This window comes from Shewanella phaeophyticola (genome assembly GCF_025398315.1).
GTDB classification, from domain to species: Bacteria; Pseudomonadota; Gammaproteobacteria; order Enterobacterales; family Shewanellaceae; genus Shewanella; species Shewanella phaeophyticola.
The window spans coordinates 3,956,523-3,976,631 of record NZ_JAODOQ010000001.1 but is presented as its reverse complement, the minus strand read 5'-3'; the positions used below and the strand labels follow the sequence as shown (position 1 = coordinate 3,976,631).

Annotated in this window: 13 protein-coding genes and 5 pseudogenes; 10 read left to right on the top strand and 8 right to left on the bottom strand. The window is 42.1% G+C overall.

Annotation, left to right across the window (positions count from 1 at the left end):
• Nucleotides 1-154 precede the first annotated feature (154 nt).
• The 5 genes and pseudogenes from N4T56_RS18370 to coaBC form a co-directional block, all read right to left on the bottom strand.
• Entirely contained in the window at nt 155-2,104 is a 1,950-nt protein-coding gene (locus N4T56_RS18370; RefSeq protein WP_261734237.1) for an alpha/beta hydrolase family protein, read from the bottom strand.
• A 178-nt stretch (nt 2,105-2,282) separates the two neighbouring features.
• Nucleotides 2,283-3,077 (bottom strand): tetratricopeptide repeat protein, encoded by a 795-nt coding sequence (locus N4T56_RS18365; RefSeq protein WP_261734236.1) that lies wholly within the window; start codon nt 3,075-3,077, stop codon nt 2,283-2,285.
• Between the two features lie 111 nt (nt 3,078-3,188).
• Entirely contained in the window at nt 3,189-3,782 is a 594-nt protein-coding gene (gene slmA, locus N4T56_RS18360) for a nucleoid occlusion factor SlmA (protein ID WP_261734235.1), read from the bottom strand.
• A gap of 35 nt (nt 3,783-3,817) precedes the next feature.
• Nucleotides 3,818-4,277: pseudogene (gene dut, locus N4T56_RS18355) on the bottom strand (dUTP diphosphatase).
• The gene (coaBC, locus tag N4T56_RS18350; RefSeq protein ID WP_390904086.1) at nt 4,274-5,467 is read right to left on the bottom strand and encodes a bifunctional phosphopantothenoylcysteine decarboxylase/phosphopantothenate--cysteine ligase CoaBC; all 1,194 of its coding nucleotides are present in this window, start codon (nt 5,465-5,467) and stop codon (nt 4,274-4,276) included. Before coaBC ends, dut begins: the two are co-directional and overlap by 4 nt.
• Nucleotides 5,468-5,720: 253 nt before the next feature.
• Between coaBC and radC the strand changes: the two are divergent.
• From radC to N4T56_RS18325, 5 genes and pseudogenes are all read left to right on the top strand, one after another.
• Nucleotides 5,721-6,400: pseudogene (gene radC, locus N4T56_RS18345) on the top strand (RadC family protein).
• 121 nt (nt 6,401-6,521) lie between these two features.
• Entirely contained in the window at nt 6,522-6,758 is a 237-nt protein-coding gene (gene rpmB, locus N4T56_RS18340; RefSeq protein WP_160054466.1) for a 50S ribosomal protein L28, read from the top strand.
• A 6-nt stretch (nt 6,759-6,764) separates the two neighbouring features.
• The gene (gene rpmG, locus N4T56_RS18335) at nt 6,765-6,938 is read left to right on the top strand and encodes a 50S ribosomal protein L33 (protein ID WP_055025224.1); all 174 of its coding nucleotides are present in this window, start codon (nt 6,765-6,767) and stop codon (nt 6,936-6,938) included.
• A gap of 329 nt (nt 6,939-7,267) precedes the next feature.
• Nucleotides 7,268-8,588, top strand: a pseudogene (gene argA / locus N4T56_RS18330) (amino-acid N-acetyltransferase).
• An 85-nt stretch (nt 8,589-8,673) separates the two neighbouring features.
• Complete coding sequence (locus N4T56_RS18325) at nt 8,674-9,210, top strand: PH domain-containing protein (protein WP_261734233.1); 537 nt, start codon at nt 8,674-8,676, stop codon at nt 9,208-9,210.
• Here the strand turns inward: N4T56_RS18325 and rarD are convergent.
• Both rarD and N4T56_RS18315 read right to left on the bottom strand, forming a co-directional pair.
• Nucleotides 9,211-10,129, bottom strand: a pseudogene (gene rarD, locus N4T56_RS18320) (EamA family transporter RarD).
• 132 nt (nt 10,130-10,261) lie between these two features.
• Complete coding sequence (locus tag N4T56_RS18315) at nt 10,262-10,726, bottom strand: thioesterase family protein (protein ID WP_261734232.1); 465 nt, start codon at nt 10,724-10,726, stop codon at nt 10,262-10,264.
• Nucleotides 10,727-10,914: 188 nt separating this feature from the next.
• Between N4T56_RS18315 and recQ the strand changes: the two are divergent.
• Nucleotides 10,915-12,763: pseudogene (recQ, locus tag N4T56_RS18310) on the top strand (DNA helicase RecQ).
• Between the two features lie 40 nt (nt 12,764-12,803).
• Here recQ and N4T56_RS18305 read toward each other — a convergent pair.
• Entirely contained in the window at nt 12,804-14,630 is a 1,827-nt protein-coding gene (locus N4T56_RS18305) for a hypothetical protein (RefSeq protein WP_261734231.1), read from the bottom strand.
• A 532-nt stretch (nt 14,631-15,162) separates the two neighbouring features.
• Between N4T56_RS18305 and leuA the strand changes: the two genes are divergently transcribed.
• From leuA to leuD, 4 genes are read left to right on the top strand one after another with little or no spacing between them, the layout of a single operon-like run.
• Complete coding sequence (gene leuA / locus N4T56_RS18300; protein ID WP_261734230.1) at nt 15,163-16,731, top strand: 2-isopropylmalate synthase; 1,569 nt, start codon at nt 15,163-15,165, stop codon at nt 16,729-16,731.
• Nucleotides 16,728-17,822 carry a 3-isopropylmalate dehydrogenase gene (gene leuB, locus N4T56_RS18295; protein WP_261734229.1) on the top strand — a complete coding sequence of 365 codons (1,095 nt, stop codon included), beginning with the start codon at nt 16,728-16,730 and terminating at the stop codon, nt 17,820-17,822. The genes leuA and leuB overlap by 4 nt, the downstream gene beginning before the upstream one ends.
• Entirely contained in the window at nt 17,815-19,233 is a 1,419-nt protein-coding gene (gene leuC, locus N4T56_RS18290) for a 3-isopropylmalate dehydratase large subunit (RefSeq protein WP_261734872.1), read from the top strand. The genes leuB and leuC overlap by 8 nt, the downstream gene beginning before the upstream one ends.
• A gap of 19 nt (nt 19,234-19,252) precedes the next feature.
• Nucleotides 19,253-19,858, top strand: a complete 606-nt coding sequence (gene leuD / locus N4T56_RS18285; RefSeq protein ID WP_261734228.1) for a 3-isopropylmalate dehydratase small subunit — start codon at nt 19,253-19,255, stop codon at nt 19,856-19,858.
• Nucleotides 19,859-20,109 lie beyond the last annotated feature (251 nt).

Here is a 20,109-nt window from a genome sequence, read left to right as displayed (position 1 = left end):
TCACTGTTTTTAAGTGTACGTTAAAACGTGCTTAGCTGCTGCTAAGGGACGAGGAGAATAGCGCGATTTGCTGTAAATTAATACTGTAGGCAATAAAAAAGCCGAGTCTTTTAGTCAAGTATCGGCTTTTGTTGATTAAACGCTTAAGCAATTACTACTTAACGTTTAAGTTCTCTTTGATGAACTTAAGCATGATTTCATAATACTTAGCGCGGTTTTCGGCGTTAAAGAAACCATGGCCTTCTTTTTTCCAAATTTCTTTTTGGAAAGGGTAGTTAGCTTGCTCTAGCGCTTTTGCCATTGCTTCATATTGTTCTATTGGTGCGCGCTCATCTTCTTCACCATGAATTAGCAGCACTTTGGCTTTTAGCTTATTCACGTTGTGAGTCGGTGACATTTCACGAAGACGTTGAATATCAGTGCCTAACACTTCTTCTAAGTATGCTCCACCACTGTAAGATTCAGGTACATCACCGGTTTTATACATTTGTTCTAAATCATAAACACCGGCAACACCTACAGCACATTTGAACATATCTGGCGCTAGCATTGGGCTCATGAGTGCTGAGTAACCACCAAAACTGCCGCCAGAAATACACACTCTGTCTTTGTCGGCATAGCCTTGGTCAATAACATATTGGGTAGCATCAATAATATCGTATTGAATTTTGCTGCCCCAAGATAAGTAGCCAGACTCTTCAAATGCTTTACCGTATCCACCAGAACCACGGAAGTTAACTTGTAAAACGGCAATCCCATTTTGTGCTAACAGTTGGTTTTCTGCGTTAAATACCCACAAGTCGCGCGAACCATGTGCACCGCCATGAGGATTAACCACAAGCGGCATGTTTTTATGCTCTTTCATGCCGACAGGTAGCGTTAAGTAACCATGAATGGTCACGCCATCACGGTTTGTAAAGCTAATTGGGCGTACTTCTGACATTTCGCTAGGGTCTAGCTTTGCGTTTTCAGCAAATAAGAATTTGAGTTTAAGCTTTTTACGGTCAAATAAGTAATAGTCACCTGAGTTTCTATCATTCATCGCCATCACAATAAGCGTGTCGCCATCGACGGTTTCGCTAACAATACGAATGCGGTGATCTGGAATTGCATCCATTAACTGTCGCAGGGCTTTGGCTTTATCGCTTTGAGTGTCTACAAAGCGATACTCTGGGTAGCCGTTTTCAAACTCAACCGCGTAAAGGGCATTGGTTTGGTCGCTTACCCATGTCATAAATGGATCGACAACGTCATGTTGGATAATTTTTTTATGTTTAGCTGTTGCAAGTTCGACTTCATAAATTGCGCGGGTTGAACCTTCACCATTTGCTAAAGCGTAAATTGATTTATTGTCTTCGGTGAACGAAAGCGGGTAAAAATTGGTGAGTCCGCCTCTAATTTTATCTGCATCAACCCATTCACCATCTTCATAGTAGAAGAGTTGTTCATTGTTTTTCTTATCATTGGCGAAACTAAAGCGTACATTTTTGTTGTTATCAACAAGAAAGCCCGCATTAGCAACAGGTGATGTAGTTAGGCGTTTGCGCTTACCTGAGTAAACGTCGACGCGATAAACTTCTGTATATGCATAATTTTGCTTATTCCAAGGATAAGCCATAACCAGAATATCGTCTTCATTATCCTTTAAGGTATCGAGTACGAATGCACTCGCTTGAATACCGCCATTACTTTTTATTTTGGTACTTGCGGATGTATCACTGTTATAACCAAATAAGTATTTCGATTTGCTGCCATCATAATTTACAGCTAATAATTCACCATAATAGTCTGATGCTTCGCGTTGAGCGTGTTTATAGAGTTTTTGTAATACTACACGCTCGTCATTAACCCAATAGTAGCCACCGACTTCTTCATCACCACTGAATTTGACTGCATAAGTTGGCTTCATTGACTCAAGGTTTAAAATCAATAATGTGCGTTTTTCATCTTCGATTAAGATCACACCCAGGTGCTTACCGTCGGGTGAAATTTTAACACCTGAAAACTCAGAGTCAGCACTAAAATCTTTAATTGAAGGGGAGGCAAAGGTATGGGTAGTGAATAAAATGAGCAAACAGCAAGTGAGGTATAAAATGCGCAGCATAAATACAGTCCGTGTAATAAATGTTAAAAATGTAACGGTATTGTATTTTATCTAAGGTGGGTGGGCAACATTAGTAAGTTAGAAAAGTGATAAAATTAATCAGTTTATGTACTTATAAAAGTAAATTGGTAAGCTTAAACAAGACTTACCGTGTCGTTTTTGTATCAATTAAAGGCAACTAAAACCACATAATCATCAAGAAGTCTTGTATACGATGCCTATTAGATTGAGTGCCGCATTCAATACGTTCATCACAGGTTCTGCCGGCAATATTTGAGCCAGTTCCTTTTGCAGCGTCTGGCAAAAATGTATCCATTAATGCAAGGTGGTAGTCGAACACGTCTTCAAGGTTGGGTGAAACGACAGATATTTGTTCCATTTCGCCTTGAGGTGCATTAAGTGTGCTTTCTGCAACTTCTATTTTATAAATATCATTAAAAGGCGCTTCATTTTTATGGATTTCAACAAAGTCTGTGGTATCTGAATATTGTTTTTCATAGGCGATAGTCAGGTGAGAAGAGACTTTGTTAAGGTCTTGCGGGACTAACTCGCCTTCCCAATAAATAAGACCTAGAAGATGAGATGCTTGGGCAATGTTACTTTTTTCTGCTTGCTCAAGATAGTCTAATCCCTTATCAATATCTTGATACTCACCCTCACTGAGGTAAATTATGCCGGCTTTATATTGGGCTTGTGGTGAGTCGAATTTAGCGGCTTTGCGGTACCACTTTAACGCTCTGCTTGTGTTGGGTTTTGTGCCATAGCCAACATAATAAAATTCGGCTAATACTGACATTGCGTCAGAGTATCCTTTTTTAGCATACCTCTTATATTGTAAAAAACGATTGTGGCATTCTGCGCTATCGCATTGTGCTAATGGAGTTGATGCCGCTTTAAAGTTTGTGGATTGAGCGATAGATTGATTGGAATAACAGAGTAAAGAAATAACTAAAAATAGAATAATTTTTTTCATAACAAGTCCTTGTCAACATTCTAATATTAAAAATACTAGCATATTTCTTACTGTTCAAATGTCAAGCAAGGACTCGATACATAAATACAAAGATAGAGTTGAGAGGAAGCGTTAACTTCTCAATAATTGCTGCTGAATAAAGGTCCATTGCTCATCAAAATGTAGCGTAGGCTTTTGTTTAAATTCACTGCGGACAAACTGTGAAATTCTGCCTTCGGCAAATGCTAATAACAAGTTAGCGAGTATGGCTTCATCGAGGTTAAAACCGACGCCTTCACGTAAGGTTTTTTCGCGCAGAATTTGTTTTATTTGAGTTTCTATTTTGGCAAAGAGTGCGTCAATACGGCTACGTAAACGCTCATTTTCGCCTAATAGTGCATCGCCGTTTAATACTCTTGAAATACCTGGGTTGCGTTCAGAAAATACCAACAATAGCTGTAATACTAATTGGCAACGAGTCATGGTGTCTTTTTCTTCGTCCATGATGATGTTTAATCGCGATAGAATCGCATCTTCAATAAATTCGATTAAGCCTTCAAACATCCGGGCTTTGCTAGGAAAGTGACGATATAGCGCGGCTTCTGACACACCCACTTCAGCGGCGAGCTTGGCGGTTGTGATCCGTTGGCCTGGACTAGTCTCAAGCATTTGCGCTAAGCATTGTAAAATATGTTCACGACGGTTTATTTTTGGGCTTTCGGCCATGATGTGTTCCTTGGCTCAGTGACTACTTGAAAAGGTTATTTGGTACCTGAGTGACCAAATCCGCCTTCTCCACGATCTGAGCTATTAAACTCATCCACTAGGGTAAATTCTGCTTGCACAACAGGGACAAACATTAATTGGGCTAAACGATCGCCAATGTCGAGTGTGAATGGTTTATCACTTCTGTTCCAACATGACACCATGAGTTGCCCTTGATAATCAGAGTCGATTAAACCAACCAAATTACCCAGTACAATGCCATTTTTATAGCTTCATACCTGAGCGCGGTAAAATGACCGCTGCCAGACTTGGGTCTGCCACGTGAATGGCGATGCCCGTTGGAATTAACACAGTTTGACCTGGTTCGATAACCATTGCTGTGTCGGTCATTGCGCGTAAGTCCATACCTGCGCTACCGGGAGTAGCATAAGCTGGCAGCGGGAATTCACTGCCAATACGCGAGTCGAGAATTTTGAGTTCAATGGGTGTTTTCATGATTTATTTAGTTGCTGTTCTATCAATGTAAGTAATTGGTGTGCCAGTGTCAGTTTGTCTGTTGCAGGCAGTTGTTGGCTGCCGTCTTGCCAAAATACTTGTAGTGCATTGCTATCGGCATTAAAGCCTAAGCCTTGAATAGAGACATCGTTAGCGGCAATCATATCCAGCTTTTTACGCTGTAGTTTGCCACGTGCGTATTGCTCTACATCGTTGGTTTCAGCAGCAAAACCGACGGTGAAAGGTCGTGTTGTGTGCTGGGCTACCGTGGCTAAGATATCAGGATTACGCACCAGCGCAAGCTGCATTTCTTCGGCCGATTTTTTAATTTTTTGATCGGCGATATCAGCAATTCGATAGTCTGCTACTGCGGCGCAACCAATAAAAATATCATGCTGTTCAACCTGTTGCATTACGGCATCGAGCATTTGTTGTGCAGAGTCAACATCAATGCGCTTAACGCCAGCTGGTGTGGCAAGGTTGACTGCGTCCGAAACAAGGGTCACTTTTGCGCCCATTTCTGCTGCAGCTTGTGCAAGGGCAAAGCCCATTTTGCCTGAGCTGTGGTTGGATATATAACGCACCGGGTCGATAGCTTCTGCGGGTTGTACTTGCTGTGAGTAATAATTTATGCCCTTGTAAAGACTTTGGCCAAAAAATTGTACCAATTGCTCTGCTATGGCGACGGGCTCTTGCATGCGGCCTGGGCCGACTTCACCACAGGCTTGATGACCAGAGGCGGGTTGCCAAATGGCTAAGCCTTTACGGGCTAGATTTGCCATATTCTCTTGAGTGGCGATGTTTTGATACATCTGTTGGTTCATTGCTGGGCATACAATGATAGGTGCGCTAGTGGCTAAACACGTGGTGGTGAGTAGCTCGTCGGCCATGCCGGCATTGATACGCGCCATTAAGTTTGCGGTAGCCGGAGCAAGTAACACGACATCTGCCCAACGTGCTAATTCGATATGTCCCATTGCTGCTTCAGCAGCAGGGTCGAGCAAATCAGAAGCGACTGGATGGCCTGAAAGCGCCTGAATGGTTAATGGTGTAATAAACTCCATGGCGCTTTGGGTCATGATGACTCGCACGTCTGCGCCGCGTTCTTTTAAGCGGCGAATTAGATCCGCGCTTTTGTATGCGGCAATACCGCCGCCAATTCCGAGTAGTACTTTTTTATTTGTCAGCATGTTGTGCATTATCCGCCTCAAATCTCATTGCGGCTAACAATATCACAAACCTATGACAAGTTGCGTGGATCCAATCTCAAAAATATCGACCATACTGTGTAACTGATTTTAGAGAGTGTCATTCACTCTGAGGGTGCAACTCATCCATAGAGTGTTTTTTAAACACAACAACTCAGTATTGGCGTAGTGGTAGCGAATTTGTGCAACTGGATTCGTCGGTGTTATGACGTCTCACAGTTAACAAGGAGTTTGCATGGGGATTAAAGATTGGCCTCAAGGAGAAGAGCCACGTGAAAAGCTATTACTTAATGGTGCTGGGCAATTGTCTGATGCAGAATTATTAGCGGTGATTTTACGCAATGGTTTAGCGGGGCAAAATGCCGTGGATTTAGCCCGCAATATGATAAATCAGTTTGGCGGTTTACGCAGTTTGTTGAGTGCGTCTAAGAGCCAGGTGTGCCAATTAGCCGGGGTTGGTAGCCGGTTAAATATGCTCAATTACAGGCCGCGGCCGAGATTTCTAAGCGAATTGCTCATGAAAATCTACAAAGAGGGCAAATTTTGACAAATCCTGATTTAACTCGGGACTATTTAATGAGACAATTAGCAGACCGATCCTATGAAGTGTTCGCCTTACTATTGTTGGATACCCAACATAGAGTCATTCAATTTGTAGAATTATTTCGTGGCACCATCGATTCAGCTTCTGTTTATCCTCGCGAGGTGATTAGCCTTGTTTTGGAGAAAAAAGCAGCGGCGGTGATAGTGTGTCACAATCACCCGTCTGGCATTGCTGAGCCAAGTCAGGCTGATCGGCGAATAACTGAGCGAATAAAAAATGCATTGGCAACCATAGATGTTTCTTTGTTAGATCATATGGTTGTAGGTGATCAGGAGATAGTCTCCTTTGCCGAGCGAGGATGGATTGTATAAACACTGCTTGATCTTATGTGGTCAATCGTGTATAAAATGCGCCCTCTTTGTGCCTCGGGCGACGGCCATACGAGGCACATTAATGCTCGAGCGTTAAAAATTTGTTTTGGAGAAGATTGACATGTCAAGAGTATGCCAAGTAACTGGCAAGAAGCCAATGGTTGGTAACAACCGTTCGCACGCAAAAAACGCGACTCGTCGTCGTTTTTTACCTAACCTACAAAACCACCGTTTTTGGTTAGAAGAAGAAAAGCGTTTCGTACAATTACGTGTATCTACTAAAGGTATTCGTATTATCGACAAGAAAGGTATTGAAGTTGTTGTTGCTGAACTTCGTGCCCGTGGCGAGAAGGTATAATAGAAAATGGCTAAATCTAAAGGTAATCGTGAGAAGATCAAATTAGTATCTAGTGCTAAAACTGGTCACTTCTACACTACTGAAAAGAACAAGCGTAACATGCCTGAGAAAATGGAAATCAAGAAATTTGATCCAGTTATTCGTCAGCACGTTATCTATAAAGAAGCTAAAATCAAGTAATTGATTTTTGAATCTTAAAAAAGCCCCTTTATTGGGGCTTTTTTTATGCCCGCAGAAAATTAACCTATAATGAGTATGAGATAACTTACGTCGTTTTACTGAGTAAAAGTGCGTAAAGCTACATTGACGTTAACATTTAACTAACTTTTTGGCTGTAATGAATTTTTCACACAAAAATGACAAAATACTTTTAGTTAAAAGTGAAATAAAATGCTTTTAAAGTGAATTAAAATGCAATACCATCGTGTCTTCGTACTATATGTTAGCTTGCAAGGTGCATACACACGCAAGCTTGTTTAATGCTTACCAACACCGAGGTGAATTTGCCCGTGAGAACCACTGAATTGGTTGATGGATTTCGTCATTCTGCTCCTTATGTTAATGCGCATAGAGGTAAAACGTTTGTTGTCATGTTAGGTGGCGAGGCATTAGCGCATTCGCAATTTCGCGGTATTTTAAATGATGTTGCCTTGTTGCATTCACTTGGTATTGAAGTGGTTTTAGTTTACGGCGCAAGGCCGCAAATTGATGCTGGATTAAAAGCTGCCGGTATTGAACCTGTTTACCACAATGGCATCCGTATTACTGATGAAGAAAGTCTGAAAATTATTAAACAAGTTGCGGGTGCAACCCAGTTTGATATTACGGCAAGATTATCGATGAGTTTGGGTAATACCCCTATGCAAAATGCGCAGATTAACGTTGTGAGTGGCAACTTTGTTATTGCTCAGCCATTAGGTATCGATGATGGCGTTGATTTTTGTTTAAGTGGTAAAGTTCGCCGTATTGATGCGCAAGGCTTACGTCGCCAGTTAGACAATAATGGTATTGTGTTGATGGGACTCTATTGCAGCGTCTGTTACGGGGGAGAGCTTTAACTTAACCGCTGAAGAAGTTGCTACTCAGGTAGCGATTAAACTTAAAGCAGACAAAATTATTGGCTTTAGTGACACTAATGGTCTTATTGGCAAAAATGGCGAAGTCATTGCCGAGCTCATGCCTGACGATATCGAAGAAATGCTTAAAACCATGTCTGAAGATGATCATACTTCTGTGGGTAAAATGGCGTTCTTAAAGGCCAGTGTTGAGGCTTGTCGTCGTGGTGTACCCCGTTGCCATTTAGTCAGTTACTTAGATGATGGCGCATTACTTCAAGAGTTGTTCTCTCGTGAAGGGATTGGTACTCAAATTGTGACGCAAAGCGCCGAGCGTTTGCGCCGTGCAACCATTGGTGATATTGGTGGGATTTTAAACTTAATTCGTCCATTGGAAGAACAGGGTATTTTAGTGCGTCGCTCTCGTGAGCAGCTCGAAATGGAAATTGAGCAGTTTATGTTGGTCGAGCGCGATAACTTAGTGATTGGTTGCGCGGCGCTGTATCCGTTTGAAGAAGACAATGCCGGCGAGTTTGCGTGTTTAGTGGTGCATCCTGATTATCGTGATGCTGACCGAGGCAGTATTTTGTTGAATAACATTATTGGTCAGGCACGAGTACGCGGTTACTCGCGTTTATTTGCGTTAACAACACGCAGCATTCATTGGTTTTTAGAGCATGGCTTTAACATTGTTGATGTTGAAGAGTTACCTAACAAGAAAAAACAGCTCTATAACTATCAGCGCCGTTCAAAAATTCTTGCACTCGATTTATAAGCGTTTCACACAATGAAAAATGCCGGTTAATCCGGCATTTTTTATGGCAAAATAACCCCATTCTTACTCTGCATTAAGAGATTGTATGAATGTGATTGAGTTAGCTCCACTGGATTCTGGAGCGATATATAGTTTTATTGCACTGTTGTTAGGGTTACTTGGTTTAACGGTATTTATTTTTTTCAAACCCATTCCCAGTAACGCTAAGTATTTAACGTTGGGGATAATGTTACCTTTAATGGGCTTATTTGTATTTACGTTTTATCAGTCGTTTAATAGTACAATGTCGTGGGATGACAAACAGTTGCAGGTTAATATCCCACTGTATTCAAATACCATTGAGATTAATCAAGTGGATTTTGCACAAGCACGCGTCGTCAACCGGCTTAAAGAGCCAGAATACGCGGCTAAGTGGCGCACAAATGGTTTGGGCATGCCAGGATATTCTTTGGGATGGTTTTCATTAAATAATGGCGTCAAAGCCTTATTGTCGGTAACGAAGCCTGCTCAGGTGATTATGTTACCCATTAGCCAAAATAAAGTGATTATGGTTAGCGTGATCGATGCAGATAAAGCGCTAGCAAAGTTGCATGCGAGCGCTTCTGCTTCAAAAGCCTATTGATTAAGCCTTTGCGGCGGTTTTTTTCGTGGCAACATGTTGACGCTGGCGTTGCAGTACCATGTCGCTAATAAATATCACCAGTGCTCCCCAGATAAAGCAAAAGGTAATGCCTTTCTCTATGTCGAAAGGCTCATCAAACAATTTGACCGCTAAGATAAACATGATACTTGGTGCCAATGTATTGAAAGAACCCTAAAATAGAAAATGGAATTCTGACTGCAGAGCCTGCAAAACATAAAAGCGGGATGGTGGTTACAATGCCCGCGGCCACTAGGAGTAAATTGAGATCGAGGTTATTGGTTAGCATGCTAACAGGTGAACTGTCTATCGTTATCAATAAGTAACCGAGTGCGACGGGTAATAAAATGGCGGTTTCGACCAATAAGCCTGATTTGGCATCAATATTCACTTTTTTACGCAATAAGCCATAAAAACCAAAGCTTGCCGCAAAGGCCAAAGACACCAACGGAATTGAGCCAAATGAGATCAACTGTACCAGTACACCTACACTTGCTAATGTGACTGCAAGCCATTGTAATTTACGTAAGCGCTCACCTAAAAATACCATTCCTAACAATACGTTAAACAGTGGGTTAATAAAATAACCTAAGCTGGCATCAAGCATGTGGTCGTTATTGACTGCCCAGATAAAAATAAGCCAGTTTGCTGCGATCAATATCGAAGTCGTTAGCAAAATGAGCAGTTGCCTGGGTTGTTTGAGAATGAGGCGTAAGCGGCTGAATCCACCTATAAATTGCATCAAAATGATCATAAACAGAAATGACCATATAACACGGTGCATTAAAATGTCAGTGGCGGGGACATGATGTAATAATTTGAAATATAAAGGGGCGACACCCCAAATGGTGTAAGCGCAAATCGCGAGGAACACCCCTTTACGATATTCTAAATCCGGCATAATGAATCAACAATGGCAACAACGAAAGAGGGGCGATTGTAGGTCGCCCCCATTGATGATACAAGTTATTAAGCAATTTGTTTTATTGGTGAGCTGCCACTTTAACGTGGCAAAAGGACTAAAACTGCCGAGTTAGCCCACCATGTAAGTACCTGTACCAAAAGCAATATGAGTGCCTAACTCATTGTGCAATTCCATCTTGCAAACCGATACCCGATTGCCTGCGCGGATAACCGTACCAGTACCGGTAAATGTTTCACCACGGCCTGGACGTAAAAAATCAACCCGCATGTCAATGGTGCCTAAGGTCGTTAAGCGCTGTTGCAACTCTTCAACTGTCCAGTCATCACGGCTTGCGACCAAGCCTGCAAAGGCTGTTAGACCGCCAACGACATCGAGTAATGTGGCCGTTACGCCGCCATGAAGAATGTTTTGATGGATATTACCAATCAGTTCGGGTTTCATTTTAATCACAACTTCAACCCCATTGATGTCGTAATGTTTAATGTCTAACCCGAGTAGATTATGAAATGGAACATGTTGGTCAAAAATATCTGCAACTTGTTTTAAGGCTTGGTCTTGAATCGATGAAGTCATGCGCTATCCTTGTCTTGTTTATTATTTTTGTATTTATTTTCAGCGTGCATAGAGTATTTAATCTAACGCTAAAGTGCGTAATACTCAATCATCATCGGCCAGCAAGGTTAGACATTTGTACTTTGCTTCAAGACATCTGCGCCCGAGTGCTTTAAAATGACCGTCCGTTAAATGACATCATAGTGTGAATGGATATTCTGACTTCAACGCCAACATCTACCGTAGACAGCCCTACAGCTGAGCAGGACGTATTAGCGACCAGCTTGCAGCAGGTCTTTGGATATCGCGCCTTTCGTAAAGGGCAGCGAGAAGTCATTGAACGTAGTTTACAGGTACAAGACACCCTAGTGATTATGCCTACGGGTGGCGGCAAGAGTATGTGTTACCAATTGCCTGCTCTCGTCTTGTCTGGAGTGACGGTTGTTGTTTCACCATTGATATCCTTGATGAAAGATCAAGTTGACAGTTTATTACAAAGCGGTGTCGCGGCGGCGTATCTCAATTCATCATTACCGCGTGAGCAAAGTGCAGATGTATTACGTAAATTGCATGCCGGTGATATTAAGTTGTTGTATGTCTCGCCTGAGCGTTTATTAAGGCCTGATTTTATTGAGCGTTTGCAATCAATTGATGTTGCCATGTTTGCCGTAGACGAAGCGCATTGCATTAGTCAGTGGGGCCATGATTTTAGGCCTGAATATGCTGCATTAGGTCAGCTGAAACAATATTTTCCGTATATTCCATTAATGGCGTTAACTGCGACCGCAGATCATGCAACACGTTTAAGTATTTGTGAACGTTTGAATATTACGCCATACACCTTACTATCAAGTTTTGATCGGCCTAACATTCGTTATACGGTGGCTGAAAAGTTAAACGCTGCCAATCAGTTGCGTCAGTTTGTTACTGTGCAAAATGGTGCCAGCGGCATTGTATATTGCAGTAGCCGTCGCCGGGTAGATGAAGTGGCAGAGCGGCTACGCTTGCAGGGTTTTAATGCGCAAGCCTACCATGCAGGGATGAGCCAAGAAGAACGCGCTGATGTGCAAGACAGATTTTTGAAAGACCAAGTTGATATCGTTGTGGCTACGGTAGCTTTTGGTATGGGAATTAATAAATCGAATGTGCGTTTTGTGGTGCATTACGATATCCCTAAAAGTATTGAAGCCTATTATCAAGAAACCGGCCGTGCTGGCCGAGATGGCTTAGATGCTGAAGCTTATATGTTATTTGACCCTGCCGACATTGGTCGAGTAAGGCACTTGATTGAACAGTCTGAACCATGAGCCGCAACAACAAGTTGAGTTTCATAAATTACATACCATGGCCGCTTTTGCTGAGGCGCAAACTTGTCGTCGCCAAGTATTACTGCATTATTTTGATGAGGTGGCATCAGAGCCTTGTGGAAACTGCGATATTTGTTTGGATCCGCCCAAACGCTATGACGGTACTGAAGATGCACAAAAAGTGTTGTCGTGCATTTATCGTTTACAACAGCGGTTTGGTATTCATCAAGTGATTGATGTACTCAGAGGCTCTAAAGCTGCAAATGTGGTTGATAGAGGCCATGACAAACTAACGACTTGGGGGATTGGTGCTGATAAATCGACAGAGTATTGGCTCAGTGTCATCCGTCAGTTAATCCATTTGGGTTTAGTTAGCCAAGATATTACCCGCGGTTCATCGATTAAGTTAAATCCGGCGGCAAGGCCAGTATTAAAAGCCGAATTATCGTTAATGTTGGCTGAGCCGCGCATTCAGTTAATTGATGTCAAACGTAAAACTAATCCTCGGGCACCACAACAATATGATAGAAAACTGTTTGCTCGCTTAAAGTTGTTACGCCGCGAATTAGCAGAGCAGCATGATATCCCACCTTATTTAGTCTTTAACGATGCAACTTTGGCAGAAATGTCTGCCATGCTGCCAACCAGCCCAGGTGAAATGCTCGCGGTTAACGGTGTTGGCCAAATAAAACTTGACCGTTTTGGTGGCGAGTTTTTAGATGAGATCAGTGATTATCTGACAAAAGGCTAGTGCTACGTTTTAGCCGGTTATTTGTCAGAATAATGTTGGGCTAGGTTAACTGGTTTTCTTGTGGTTTCATTTTACTTAATTGGTTTAATACTGCCTTTTTCATTAGCCCTTCAAATGTATCTAGCTGTTGTAAACTCGCAACGCCAATGTAAGTTTTCGTATCTGAAGGCCATAGATTTAATACCGTTTCTATTTGGTGTACTACGCGAGTCGCGCCAATGGCTGAGGTGTGCGGCAAGATAATGATGAGCTCATCAAGATTATGACGGAACAGTTGGTCTTGCTCTCTTAGGGTTAGCTGTAACTGCTGCAGTAAATTGGGTACATCGACCTGACGAATATGGTTGATATTAATTAATAACAGGCTTAATTGGTAATGGCCTTGCTTAGCATTATTAAGCATGGCACTAATGATCTGTGATTGGCTTTGTTCTTTTGGTTCGTCATTAGCGTATAGCGGTTTTCTTCTTAAAAAAAGCACTAAACCGACAGACAATAAGAGGATAATCAGTGCGGCAATAGACAGGCTTTGATTTATATTATTGGTCGTTGGTTTTTCATTTACGCTTGGTTCATTTTGAGTCGATAATCTGGCTTTATATTGCATAAAATGCGCATTATTTAATTTATTATTGGCTTGTTTAGCGGCATTATAGCGTTGCATTTGATAATGGTATGCTGACTCAAATTGTTGTTTATCGGCATAGTATTCGCTGACGATTTGATTAAAATCCTCAAGATCTGAATACTGCTTAAGCTCCGCTGCCTGCGCAATAATCTCATTGAGCAGTGTTAATGCTTGATTGTCTTTTTGCTGGGCGATGTAGACTTTTGCTAAGGTGCGCTTGATACGCATCACGTAAATAGGTTCTTGATATTTAGTGAATAGTTCTATGCTATGTAATGCTTGTTGTTGTGCTAAATCGTAATTACCAACGTGTAGGTTAATGATTGCAAGTAGTGCATTACCAACTGCAAAATCTCTTTCTGCTGTATTCTTGTTATGTTCCGCTTCAGCTTTTTCAAGATAGAAAAGTACATCCTTTGAGTTTTTTAATACAATATTTATGCGTGCTAAATTGATAGAAAATGCGAAATTAAGCTTTCCGAAAGTTGAAGGGGCGGTTGCTGCGATCTCTGCAAAATGAAGTGCTTCTTCAAAATCACCCATTGAGAAAAAGACATTAGATATTTCGGCCTGTAGATATGATTTTGGTAATAAATACCATGGTTGAAATTGCTGCTTCGCCTCACCATAAATATCAAGACCTATGCGCAAGTCTTCAATTGATTGATTGTAGTTTTCGAGGCTAGTGTTTTGTCGACTGCGTAAATATAAACTACCGATAATCGCTTGTTTTTCTGAATAACGTTTAGCCAAGCGTAAAGCTTCTTCTGTAAGCAGCTGTTGTTGCAAAGTATTGCCAAGGCTCTGATAGGCTGTAGCGCCACATTGCATAAAGTAAGGGCGAGCTGTATCGTACTTTAATTCTCTGGCAGTCTGTTCGCCTTGAGTTGACAAGGTGATTGCTTGATCGAAATGCCCAAACTCTAATAGATTAAAACAGCGTAATAAACGTAAACGAAGGGTTTGTACATCAGATAATGGTTGCTCTACACTTTGTTGCTCAAGCCCTTCTATCAATATTTTTGCTTGCTCCGAACGTTGTGTATTGATGTCGTGAATCACATCTAATTGTTCATTTACGCTAAGTTGTTGAGTATTGTTTACAACGTCTTCTGCTGTCAAAAAGGAGTGTGATACTTGAGCTGTAACAGGTGCTGTTAGAGAAACAATCAATAATCCTAAAATAAAGCCAAACATTCGACTTAATTTATTCTCACTTGTGTTTCTCGATCGTGTCATCGTTAATATCTACTTATATTGGGTTGTCGGCAGTATACGATTTTTTAAAACATGATACATAAATATATAATTGATGCAGCAACTTATGTGCGCGAATTTTGATCTAGCTCATTGGTTTAATATTATTCATGCTAGGTATATTTTGTGGCCTATTGAACGAGGAGTTTAAGTGACAACAACTGTCATGAGGTACTAGTACATCGTAATCTTGCTCAAGTTGATCAATTTAAGGTTGACAGCGGAGGCTGGTCGCGTTAAATATTACCCATAGAGAAAATTTATACAGAATATCTATTTACTAAAAGTGAATATTGAAGCCATGAATACACAATCATCTTTACTCGGACTCCTTCTCCTCTCTGGCATAAGCTGCGCGGAGTCCTTTGTGTTACATGCAAAATAAGTAAATAAGCATACACAAACCCCGCGCTAATAGTCGCGGGGTTTTTTGTTTTTAGCCCTTTTGAAACGAGCCAGTTGTGATGTGTGCAGTTAGCTGAAATACATACAAGATGGTCGATGGAGAAATTCGATGTCCAACAGAGTCATAATTTTTGATACTACCTTACGAGATGGTGAGCAAGCATTAGCAGCCAGTTTAACCGTAAAAGAGAAGCTACAAATTGCGTTGGCTCTAGAGCGTTTGGGCGTTGATGTGATGGAAGTGGGCTTTCCTGTGTCGTCTCCTGGCGATTTCCATTCGGTGCAGACCATTGCTAAAACCATTAAAAACAGTCGTGTGTGTGCGTTGTCTCGTGCATTAGAAAAAGACATTGATGCCGCTGCGCAAGCTTTGTCTGTGGCTGAACAGTTTCGTATTCATACCTTTATTTCAACATCAACTATTCATGTTGAAAGCAAATTAAAGCGCACGTTTGATGATGTGTTAGATATGGCAGTCGGAGCAGTTAAATACGCAAGACGTTTTACCGATGACGTTGAGTTTTCTTGTGAAGATGCTGGCCGTACCCCAATTGATAATTTGTGCCGTATGGTTGAAGCGGCAATTAAGGCGGGTGCTCGTACTATTAACATCCCTGATACTGTTGGTTACACAGTACCAAGTGAGTTTGGCGGCATTATTCAAACCCTTTTCAACCGCGTGCCTAATATCGACCAGGCTGTGATTTCAGTGCATTGTCATGATGACTTAGGCTTGTCAGTGGCTAACTCGATTGCAGCGGTTGAAATGGGCGCTCGCCAAATTGAATGTACTATTAATGGCATTGGAGAGCGTGCGGGTAACTGTTCATTAGAAGAAATCGCCATGATTTTAGCAACGCGTAAAGGGTTGTTAGATTTAGACACTGGCATCAACGCTAAAGAAATTCACCGTACATCGTCGTTAGTGAGTCAGCTGTGTAATATGCCAATTCAAGCAAACAAAGCGATTGTTGGTACCAATGCATTTTCGCATTCGTCAGGTATTCACCAGGACGGCATGCTAAAAGCCAAAAATACTTACGAGATCATGACGCCAGAAAGTATTGGTCTAAACCGTAATAACCTAAACATGACTTCTCGTTCTGGTCGTCATGTAATCAAACATCGTATGGAAGAAATGGGTTATCAGCCTGACGATTACGATATGGACAGCTTGTATGAGCAATTTTTAACACTCGCTGACAAAAAAGGACAAGTGTTTGATTATGACCTTGAAGCCTTAGTGTATATGGAGTCACAAGCGCAAGATGACGACCAATACAAATTACAACATTTAATGGTGCATTCAGATTCAACAGAAGGCGTGGCAACAGCCACTGTGCGCATTGCAGTTGATGGCAAAGACTTTACTGAAGCGGCAACGGGCAATGGTCCTGTTGATGCGGCTTATAACGCCATTGCGCGTGCCACTCAGCGTCAAATTAACATTACCAACTACAAACTTGGAGCTAAAGGCGAAGGTCAAAATGCGCTGGGTCAGGTTGATATTACCGCAAAATACAATGAACAAATGTTCCACGGCGTCGGTTTAGCTACAGATGTCGTAGAAGCATCAGCCCAAGCTCTCGTGCATGTGATGAACCTAGTGTACCGTGCAGATAAAGTGGCTGATTTTAAACAACAGATCCATAAAGAAAGGGAGTTAGGCGGCGTATGAGTTATCAAATAGCAGTTTTGTCGGGTGATGGTATTGATCCTGAAGTGATGGCTGAAGCGCGTAAAGTGCTCAGTGCCGTGGAAACACGCTTTGGGCTAGACATTAGCTACAGCGAATATGATGTTGGCGGTATTGCCATTGATAACCATGGTTGTCCATTACCTGACTCTACCTTAAAAGGCTGTGAAGCAGCCGATGCCATTTTATTTGGTAGTGTTGGCGGCTCTAAATGGGAACACTTACCGCCGAATGACCAGCCTGAACGTGGTGCATTATTGCCATTACGTGGCCATTTTGAATTATTTTGTAATTTACGCCCAGCCAAATTACATGATGGGTTAGAACATATGTCACCATTGCGCAGCGACATTTCAGCCCGTGGGTTTGATGTGTTGTGTGTGCGTGAGTTAACCGGTGGTATTTACTTTGGTAAGCCAAAAGGTCGTCAAGGTGAAGGTGATAGCGAAGAAGCATTTGATACTATGCGTTATAGTCGCCGTGAAATCAGCCGTATTGCTCGCATTGCATTTGAAGCCGCACGTGGCCGTAAAAATAAAGTCACCTCAGTAGACAAAGCCAACGTGTTAGCCTGCTCAGTATTATGGCGTCAAGTGGTTGAAGAGGTCGCTAAAGACTTTCCTGATGTGACCTTAGAGCACATTTATATTGATAACGCGACAATGCAATTGCTGCGTCGTCCAGACGAGTTTGACGTGATGTTATGTTCAAACTTATTTGGCGATATTTTGTCAGATGAAATCGCCATGTTAACCGGCTCAATGGGCTTGTTATCGTCAGCCAGCATGAACAGCACAGGTTTTGGTTTATTTGAGCCCGCAGGCGGCAGCGCTCCAGATATTGCTGGCCAGGGTATTGCTAACCCTGTTGCACAAATTTTATCAGCAGCATTAATGTTACGTCATAGTTTAAAGCAAGAAGAAGCAGCAAGTGCCATTGAGCGCGCAGTCACTAAAGCATTATCAAGTGGTTATTTAACTGGTGAGTTATTAGCAGCAGATAAGCGAAGTGACGCTAAGTCGACAGCACAAATGGGCGATTTTATTGCTCAAGCAATTCAGGAAGGTGTGTAATGGCCAAGTAACAGGTAAAACCCTATACGAAAAAGTGTGGGATGCGCATATTGTAGCGAGCCCAGAAGGTGAAGCACCAATAGTTTATGTTGACCGTCATTTAGTGCACGAAGTGACATCACCTCAAGCTTTTAGTGGCTTAAAAGTGGCTGGGCGTCAATTACGTGCACCACAAAAAACTTTTGCCACCATGGATCATAACACGTCAACTCGTAGTGCGAGCTTAGATGCGTTAAGCCCAATGGCGCGTACTCAAGTTGAAACCCTAGCGCAAAACTGTAAAGACTTTGGCGTGCGCTTATACGACATTCACCATCCAAACCAGGGTATTGTCCATGTAATGGGACCTGAGTTAGGTATTACTCTTCCGGGTACTGTGATTGTCTGCGGCGACTCGCACACTGCCACTCATGGGGCATTTGGTGCATTGGCATTTGGTATTGGTACATCAGAAGTTGAGCACGTGCTTGCTACCCAAACACTGCGTCAGCTTAAAGCTAAAACCATGAAAGTTGAAGTGCGCGGTCAGGTCACTGATGGCGTTACTGCGAAAGATATTGTATTGGCGATTATCGGCAAGCTGGGTATGGATGGCGGTACAGGTTACGTGGTTGAGTTTTGTGGCCAAGCCATTGAAGAGTTGAGCATGGAAGGCCGCATGACCTTATGTAATATGGCCATCGAAATGGGGGCCAAAGCCGGTATGGTGGCACCTGACCAAACGACATTTGATTACCTAAAAGGCCGTGAGTTTGCGCCAAAAGCTGCCGTATGGGAACAAGCTGTTGCAGCGTGGTCACAGCTTAAAACTGATGTCGATGCTGTATTTGATGCCGAAGTGGTATTAGATGCTAAAGACATTGCTCCGCAATTAACTTGGGGAACAAACCCTGGTCAAGTTGTGGCGATTGACGGTGTAGTGCCCAATCCTGAACAAGAATCTAATTTGATTAACCAATCCAGCATGATTAAAGCATTAGATTATATTGGTTTAACGCCTGGTACTAAAATGACTGATATCAGCATTAATAAGGTGTTTATTGGTTCTTGCACTAATTCTCGTATTGAAGATTTACGCTCTGCTGCTGTGCATGCCAAAAATCGTAAGGTAGCAGAGGGTGTTGTGGCGATTGTGGTACCGGGTTCTGGCCAGGTAAAACTTCAAGCCGAAGCGGAAGGCTTAGATAAAATCTTTATCGAAGCAGGTTTTGAATGGCGTTTACCGGGTTGTTCAATGTGTTTAGCGATGAACGATGACCGTTTAGAAGCGGGCGATCGCTGTGCATCAACCAGTAACCGTAACTTCGAAGGGCGTCAAGGACGCGGTAGCCGCACACATTTAGTGAGCCCTGCCATGGCTGCGGCCGCTGCCATTGCCGGTCACTTTGTTGATATTCGCAAACCTTACTAAACCGAGATAGGAGAAACACATGCAAGCATTTACTGCCCATACCGGTTTAGCGGTAGCCATCGACAGTGCCAATATTGATACCGATCAGATTATTCCTAAACAGTTTTTATCTAAAGTAACCCGTGACGGCTTTGGAGTGCATTTATTCCATGACTGGCGTTATTTAGATGATGCAGGTGATCAGCCTAATCCTGAATTTGCGCTAAATAAACCGCGCTATAAAGGGGCGTCTATTTTATTAGCCCAAGAAAACTTTGGTTGTGGTTCGTCACGTGAACATGCACCTTGGGCGTTAGCTGACTTTGGTTTAAGAGTGATTATTGCGCCGACATTTGCTGATATTTTTTATGGCAACTCGATCAATAATGGTTTATTACCCGTTAAATTGCCTGCAGAGCAAGTGCAACAATTGATGGATGAAGTCGCAGCCACTGAAGGCGCGCAAATTACCGTCGACTTACAAGCTTTAACGGTAACTTCACCTTCAGGTGAAGTGTTTAGCTTTAGCCTAGTTGAGTCTGCAAGGCATAAGCTATTAAACGGGCTTGATGCGATTGGTTTAACCTTGTCATTTGAACAAGACATTAGCGATTATGAAGCTCAAATACCGCAATGGTATGCATAATAATTTGTGAATATTGAGTGATTAACGGTGAAGTCGCTGTTGGATTGATTGTGTATAAAACCTCTTTTTGCTAGCAAATAGAGGTTTTTTTATTTTTTTTGTAAATTAATTAATGTAACAAAATTGCTAAATGATTGATTTTAAATTGAGAGCACCACGATGGCTTGTTATAAAAAAGCTAACTTGTGTTTCATTTTATAGTAGCTAAGGTAATGTTTTTTAAGTTTAAAGTGATATGTTGCCCCATTAAT